Source organism: Cohnella sp. GCM10012308 (assembly GCF_042649185.1).
Taxonomy (GTDB): domain Bacteria; phylum Bacillota; class Bacilli; order Paenibacillales; family Paenibacillaceae; genus Cohnella.
In genome coordinates, this window is record NZ_JBHRYU010000022.1 from 133,147 (window position 1) to 139,909 (window position 6,763).

The 6,763-nt window shown below is 58.6% G+C and carries 7 protein-coding genes; 6 read left to right on the forward strand and 1 reads right to left on the reverse strand.

All coding sequences use genetic code 11. The annotated features are described in order from the left end of the window. The first annotated feature begins 116 nt into the window (after window positions 1–116). The 6 genes from ACFOTD_RS22000 (at window position 117) to ACFOTD_RS22025 (ending at window position 6,396) form a co-directional block, all read left to right on the forward strand. A complete protein-coding gene (locus ACFOTD_RS22000) occupies window positions 117–1,622 on the forward strand; it encodes a DnaD domain protein (protein WP_378122075.1) in 1,506 nt (501 codons plus the stop codon). A 376-nt stretch (window positions 1,623–1,998) separates the two neighbouring features. Next, a complete protein-coding gene (locus tag ACFOTD_RS22005; protein WP_378122076.1) occupies window positions 1,999–2,946 on the forward strand; it encodes an ATP-binding protein in 948 nt (315 codons plus the stop codon). Window positions 2,947–3,195: 249 nt separating this feature from the next. After that, window positions 3,196–4,323 carry a sulfate ABC transporter substrate-binding protein gene (locus ACFOTD_RS22010; protein ID WP_378122077.1) on the forward strand — a complete coding sequence of 376 codons (1,128 nt, stop codon included), beginning with the start codon at window positions 3,196–3,198 and terminating at the stop codon, window positions 4,321–4,323. 36 nt (window positions 4,324–4,359) lie between these two features. Then, the gene (cysT, locus tag ACFOTD_RS22015) at window positions 4,360–5,196 is read left to right on the forward strand and encodes a sulfate ABC transporter permease subunit CysT (protein ID WP_378122078.1); all 837 of its coding nucleotides are present in this window, start codon (window positions 4,360–4,362) and stop codon (window positions 5,194–5,196) included. A 12-nt stretch (window positions 5,197–5,208) separates the two neighbouring features. Beyond that, window positions 5,209–6,093, forward strand: coding sequence for a sulfate ABC transporter permease subunit CysW (gene cysW / locus ACFOTD_RS22020; RefSeq protein ID WP_378122079.1), 885 nt, complete (start codon window positions 5,209–5,211; stop codon window positions 6,091–6,093). Window positions 6,094–6,192: 99 nt separating this feature from the next. Beyond that, window positions 6,193–6,396 carry a YezD family protein gene (locus ACFOTD_RS22025; RefSeq protein WP_378122080.1) on the forward strand — a complete coding sequence of 68 codons (204 nt, stop codon included), beginning with the start codon at window positions 6,193–6,195 and terminating at the stop codon, window positions 6,394–6,396. Between the two features lie 185 nt (window positions 6,397–6,581). Here ACFOTD_RS22025 and ACFOTD_RS22030 read toward each other — a convergent pair. Beyond that, window positions 6,582–6,763, reverse strand: a 182-nt coding sequence (locus tag ACFOTD_RS22030; RefSeq protein WP_378122081.1) for an IS3 family transposase, incomplete at its 5' end; no start/stop codon positions are given.

Here is a 6,763-nt window from a genome sequence, read left to right on the forward strand (position 1 = left end):
GACGCTCCGCGCCGTCCTCTTTTCATTTTTTTCGGAGCGGATTTCCACCACCAGCGGGACCGACGGATATGCTACAATAGAGAGACACTCTATGAAAAAAGGTTGTCGAATACAGGATGCGAGTGTCGAACAAGCTTGAATTTACGGAGCATCATCGCTATACCGCCTGCCGGGATTTCTCGCTCGGCGGCTTGGAGCGACGCGTGCTGGCCGAACTTTATCAACCGATGGCGGGCGCCCTCTCTATCGGCTTATATTTGTTGCTCTACCATCATCTTGGCGACGACGAGACGGGCTGCGTGCAGCCGGAGGCGCAGCGCAGACTGTTTCTCGGTCTGGGTCTGGAGCCGAATGCGGCAGGCCGGCAGTCGCTCGTCGAGAGCGCCTCGAAGCTGGAGGCCATCGGTCTGCTGCAGACGTTCAGGCAGCACGATCCGGCGGCCGACGAGACGCTCTACGAATATGTGCTGCAGCGGCCGCTTGCGCCCGGCGAGTTTTTCGCCAACCTGCATCTGTCGTTGCTGCTCAGGGACCGGATCGGCAAGCCGGCGCTGATGGAGCTTCGCGATTCGCTCGCGCCGCGCAGCCCTTCGGGGCTGGCGAGGTTTCTGAACCGCGAAGAGATCACGGTGCCGTTTTACGAGCTGTTCCGCATCAATGCTTCGCAGATCGATCCGGAGCTGGAGCAATCGCTGTCCCAGTCGGCGCCTGCTCGCGAGGTTGGCGCGTCTCAGCCGGAGCGCGTGCGTCACAGCGAGCTGCTGCTTCGCTTCCCGCGAGGCTCATCGAACCGGATTCACGTCGAGCGGCTCAATCGCGCGCCGGAATCGATGGCCCAGATCAACTTTCTGGCGTACAAGTTCGATCTGGAGCTCCCCGAGATCAGCCGATTGCTGGACGAGGACGGCGTGTTTCTGCCCGACGGGACGCTGCATTGGGATGAGCTGCAGTCCCGGGCCAATCTGATCTACCGTCAAGGCCGCAAGCGCGGCGAAGAGCGCGAACGCTATCTGTCGCGCATTGGCGAGACGGGGTCGGGCGAGGCAATTGCCGCCGCGGTGGACGAAGCGCTGTACGCCGTTCCGCCGTTCGACGTGCCCGAGCGCTTGAGCAAGCAGGTCGCGACGGACGAATACGGACGGATGCTCATGCTCGAGCCGTACACGCGGTTTTTGGAGCGGTTTTTCCCGGGCTCCGTGCCCGACGTATTCGCGCGTATCTTCGAGCGCATCGACCTGAATTACAAGCTGCCGGAAGCGGTCATTAACGTGCTGATCCACTACGTGCTGGGCACGAACCATGCGCAGCGCCTGACGGCTAGCTTCATCGACTCGGTCGCAGCAAATATGCTTGCCAAAGGCATCGATTCCTATGACAAAGCCGTCCGGTACGTGCGCGAGCAGGAGAAGCTGAACGAAACGCTCGAGCGCAGGCGCAGAGGAGAGAGCGAGCCCGCGCCGGCCGGCAAAGGCAAGACGGCGTCCGGCCGCAGCCGCGCTGGCGCATCGGGCGCGCGCAAGCCGTCCATGCCCGTCGTCGAAGACAAGGGACCCGCGAAGGCGCTGTCCGCCGAGGAGCGCCAGCGGCTCCGCGATCTCGCGCGGCAGCTGGATAAGAGCTGAGTGGGCTGGTGACGCTGCTCGGCGCGTGATCGGCACCCGCCTGCCGAATAAGGATGTGCCATCGTCTTATTCGCCCAAATGCGCGCCGGCCTGGCAGAATAAGAATGTTTCATCGTTTTATTCGCCCAAAAGCGCGCCTAGCTGGCCGAATAAGGATGCGGCATCGTCTTATTCGCTCAAATGCGCGCTCGCCTGGCCGAATAAGGATGCGCCATCGTCTTATTCGCATAACCAAACACTTGCCCGGCGCAATAACAATGTGCTATCTTCTTATTTCCGCAATAATAGCATCTGTCCGGAAATATAACGTTACGCCAACGTCTGATTGGCCCGACATATACTAGAACTATTTTTCAATCGAAAGGGGGGGAGCGCGATGGAGTCGCTTGGAGAAGCGCTGCGCAGCTGGAAGGCCGCGCCGGGCGTCGGCGATCTGGATAGCCTCACGCATCGGGTGCTCGCCGATCCGCTGGTCGTGCAGATCCGGCGCCGGTACCCCGGCCTGGAAGAACGGACCCTCCGCATCAACCTGAACAAGCTGTACCAGTATGCCAAGGAAGACCGGAGCTGCAGGAACTGCCCGGGTCTCGAACGTTGTCCGAACGATATGCAGGGCCACTATACGTCGATTACCTGTGCGGAGCAGAACGGCAAGTGGCAGCTGTTCGACGGGAAAACGCCCTGCGCGAGATGGCTCGCCAACGAGCATCAGGAGCAGGTGCGTCGCAGGATCACGAGCCTTAGCAGCAATGTGGACATCGAAGCCGACAGCTACGAGGCCGAACAGATGCTTGATCTCGACGGCGAGCGGGAAGACGCGGTATTACAGCTGCTGGCATACGTGAACCGTACCCGTACCGACGGCTTGCAGAAGAAGGGACTCTTCCTGATGGGGAGCTTCGGCACCGGCAAGACGTACATGGCCGCCTATTTGCTGCACAAGCTCGCCAAGGAGGGCAAGACAGGCGTCATCGTCTATATGCCCGACTTTGTGGAGGACGCCAAGGCGCTCATGATGGAGCCGCAGAAGCTCAAAGAAACGATGACCCTCATGAAGGAAACCGATTTGCTCGTTTTCGACGACATCGGCGCAGAGAACCTGAGCCCCTGGGTCAGAGACCACGTGATCGGCGCGATCCTGAATCATAGAATGAACCGCAAGCCGACTTTTTACACGTCCAATCACGATCTCGAATCGCTCGAGCGGCACTTCAGCTTCACCCACAAGGAAGGCGAGGAGCTCCATAAAGGCCAGCGTCTGATGGACCGGATCCGTCCGTTCGTAGACGTCGTGCATGTGCGGGGCCGCAATCAGCGGGGATAATCCTCCTAATGTTCTATACCTGCCACTCCTTTTAAATCCCAAGCCCGCAGCGTTGCTGCGCGGCTTTTTTTTGTGTTTTTATCGATTGATTATTTTTGGGATTCAGGCTCATCTATCAACAAAACTTATAAGTGAATTAAATTATGCTTATTGACACTAAACCCACCTGCCTGCTATGATTTGTTAAAACCTATTGAAATGGTAGGAATTATGTGAATTACTACCGGATAACCGGAGGGGGATTGGAAAATGAAATTGAAATCATCTAAAAGAATCATGTCGTTCGCCGTCGTTGCCCTGTTCGTCACGTTGCTGTCCGCTTGCGGTTCGAACAACAACAACAATGCCGCGAGCTCCGGCAGCGCGTCGGCGCCTGCGTCCGAGTCCGCATCGCCGTCGGGGACGGCTTCATCGGAGCCATCCGCCGAGTCGACCGCCAAGCCCAAGTCGATCGAGCTGCTGAACGTATCCTACGACCCGACGCGCGAGCTGTATGAAGCGTTCAATAAGAGCTTTGCGGATTACTGGAAAAAAGAAACGGGCCAAACGGTCAAAATCAACCAGTCGCACGGCGGCTCCGGCGCGCAAGCGCGCAAGGTGCTCGACGGTCTTGAAGCGGACGTCGTGACGCTCGCCCTCGCTTATGACATCGATTCGCTTACGGATAGCGGCCTGATCAAGAAGGATTGGCAGCAGTCGTTCGAATCGAACAGCTCGCCTTACACGTCGACGATCGTCTTCCTCGTCCGCAAAGGCAACCCGAAGGGCATCAAGGACTGGGACGATCTGATCAAGGACGGCGTCCAGGTCATCACGCCGAATCCGAAGACATCCGGCGGCGCGCGCTGGAACTACCTTGCGGCTTGGGGCTACGCGCAGCAGCAGGACGGCAATGACGAGACGAAGACCAAGGATTTCATGAAGAAGCTGTTCGCCAACGTCCCCGTGCTCGACACCGGCGCCCGCGGCGCGACGACGACGTTCGTAGAACGCAAGATCGGCGACGTGCTGCTTGCTTGGGAGAACGAAGCTTACCTCGCCAAGAAGGAATACGGAGACGAGTTCGAGATCGTAACCCCTTCGCTCAGCATCCTGGCCGAGCCGCCGGTCGCCGTCGTCGACAAGAATGCCGACAAGCGCGGCACCCGCGAAGTCGCCGAAGCTTATCTGAAGTATCTGTACACGCCTGAAGGCCAAGAGATCGCAGCGCAGAATTTCTACCGTCCTCGTTTGCAAGAGGTAGCCGACAAGTACAAGGATCAATTCCCTACGCTTAATCTGCTCACGATCGACAACGATTTCGGAGGATGGACCGAGGCTCAGAAAAAGCATTTCGCCGACGGCGGTACGTTCGACGAAGTGTATACCAAAGGTTAACATCTCCTAACCCGACAGCGAGGAAGGACGATCGCAATGGCTGCCCACGCCAAAGAAAAACGCGTACTGCCCGGATTTCGAATTTCAATGGGTTACTCCATTCTCTACTTGAGCTTAATCGTGCTCATTCCGCTGGCGGCGCTGATCGTGAAGACCGCGGGCCTTACGCTGCCGCAGTTCTGGCACACCGTGACGAGCGAGCGCGTGCTCGCTTCGTACCGGGTCAGCTTGCTGACCTCCCTGTTCGCCGCGCTAGTCAACGTCGTATTCGGACTCATCGTTGCCTGGGTGCTCGTGCGCTACCGTTTCCCGGGGAAAAAGATCGTCGACGGCCTGATCGACATGCCGTTCGCGCTGCCGACGGCGGTCGCGGGCATCGCGCTCACGTCGATCTATGCGCCGAACGGCTGGATCGGATCGCTGCTGGACCCGCTCGGCATCAAGGTGGCTTATACGCCGCTCGGGATCTCGGTCGCGCTCGTTTTCATCGGACTGCCGTTCGTCGTGCGAACCGTGCAGCCGGTGCTTCATGAGCTGGAGAACGACATGGAGGAGGCGGCCGCGCTCCTCGGCGCGCACCGCTGGCGGACGTTTCGCAAGGTGCTGCTGCCCGAGCTCATCCCGCCGCTCATCACGGGCTTCGCCCTGGCCTTCTCGCGGGGGATCGGAGAGTACGGCTCGGTCGTGTTCATCTCCGGCAACATGCCGATGAAGACCGAGATCACGCCGCTGCTCATTATTACGAAGCTCGAGCAGTTCGAATACAGCCAGGCGACTGCGATCGCGCTGGTGCTGCTGATCATCTCGTTCGCGCTCCTGCTGCTCATCAATACGCTGCAACGGTGGACCAACCGCCGTCTGCGGACGAGTTAAGGGGGCCTCGCGATGTCAGGAGCCGAACCGGCTGCAGTCATATCGCAAACGCCGCTGCCAGCGGACGTTCGTCCCAAGCATTTGAACGAATCGCGCGGCGTGCGCATTTTATTAATCTCGATCGCTCTTCTATTCGTGGGGCTCGTCGTCGTGCTGCCGATGCTGACGGTTATCGTTCAGGCGTTTCGAAAAGGCTGGGAGACCTACGCGGAAGCGATCTCCGATCCGGACGCCATCTCGGCGCTTCGTCTGACGCTTACCGTCGCGCTGGTCGCCGTGCCGCTCAATACGCTGTTCGGCGCAGCGGCGGCGTGGGCGATCACGAAGTTCAAGTTTCGCGGCAAAAACCTGCTCATCACGCTGATCGATCTGCCGTTCGCCGTCTCGCCGGTCATCGCGGGCCTGGTCTACATCCTGCTGTTCGGCGCGCAGGGCTTGATCGGTCCTTGGTTGATGGAGCACGATTACAAGATCGTATTCGCGACGCCGGGCATCATCCTGGCGACGATGTTCGTCACGTTCCCGTTCGTCGCCCGCGAGCTGATCCCGCTCATGGAGACGCAAGGCGTGCAGGACGAGGAAGCGGCGGTCAGCTTGGGCGCCAAGGGCTGGCGGATGTTTTTCAAGGTAACGCTGCCCAACATCAAGTGGGGGCTGCTGTACGGCATCATCCTCTGTAACGCCCGGGCGATGGGCGAGTTCGGCGCCGTATCGGTCGTCTCCGGGCATATCCGGGGCGAGACGAACACGCTGCCGCTGCACATCGAGATTTTGTACAACGAGTATCAGTACACGGCATCGTTCGCGGTCGCGTCGCTGCTCATGGCGCTGGCGATCGTCACATTAATAATTAAAGGCATCATTGAGCACAAAATGGCGAACAGCCGAACGCATTGAGCCTTCGATTGAGATCCGGTTAGGAACGAAGGCCAAGTAGCGGTGCTATAATCGACAATCTAACAAGTCATCTAAGCGATAACGGAAGGAGGAGTCCAAATGGCAAAACCGTTGGAGTTGAACGACAGCTGGATTCAGCGCATCACGGAAGCTGTAGAGGGGCTTCAATACGGCAACGTGCAGATCATCGTGCACGATGGGCGCATCGTGCAGATCGAGCGCACCGAGCGCCGGCGCTTCGACGAGGTGGCGGAGCGCCGCGGCGTACGCGAAGTGCCGCAGGGCGAAGCGGCCGCGAAGTAGCAGCAGGGCGGAGCGTCCGCGAAGTAGCAGCTATGTAAAGGTAAGCTCGCTCTTGGCGTATCGGCGCTTTTGCTTTTAGGATGTTTGGCAGGCCAAATAACTGCATTTGCGGCTAGGCCCCCTAAAACTGGAGTCATGCCCTACAATGATTCGATCTTTACAGCGTAGGTCTTTATTTCGCGCGATTACACCGATCTGTAATAGTCTGAAGCGTCTTCCAATGTCTTGACCCATGCCGCGAATTCTGTTGGAGCCATGTTCTTTAAACTGCCGTGCATCTTGCGGTTGTTATAAAAGTCCATGAATTGGTCGAGCGCTTCATAAGCTTCCTCAAGCGTTAGGAATGTACGATTACTGAACAAACATT

Bases quoted from the DNA above. Each gene is read 5' to 3' on its own strand.
- ACFOTD_RS22000 (WP_378122075.1), top strand. From the start codon at position 117: ATGCGAGTGTCGAACAAGCTTGAATTTACGGAGCATCATCGCTATACC.
- ACFOTD_RS22005 (WP_378122076.1), top strand. From the start codon at position 1,999: ATGGAGTCGCTTGGAGAAGCGCTGCGCAGCTGGAAGGCCGCGCCGGGC.
- ACFOTD_RS22010 (WP_378122077.1), top strand. From the start codon at position 3,196: ATGAAATTGAAATCATCTAAAAGAATCATGTCGTTCGCCGTCGTTGCC.
- cysT (WP_378122078.1), top strand. From the start codon at position 4,360: ATGGCTGCCCACGCCAAAGAAAAACGCGTACTGCCCGGATTTCGAATT.
- cysW (WP_378122079.1), top strand. From the start codon at position 5,209: ATGTCAGGAGCCGAACCGGCTGCAGTCATATCGCAAACGCCGCTGCCA.
- ACFOTD_RS22025 (WP_378122080.1), top strand. From the start codon at position 6,193: ATGGCAAAACCGTTGGAGTTGAACGACAGCTGGATTCAGCGCATCACG.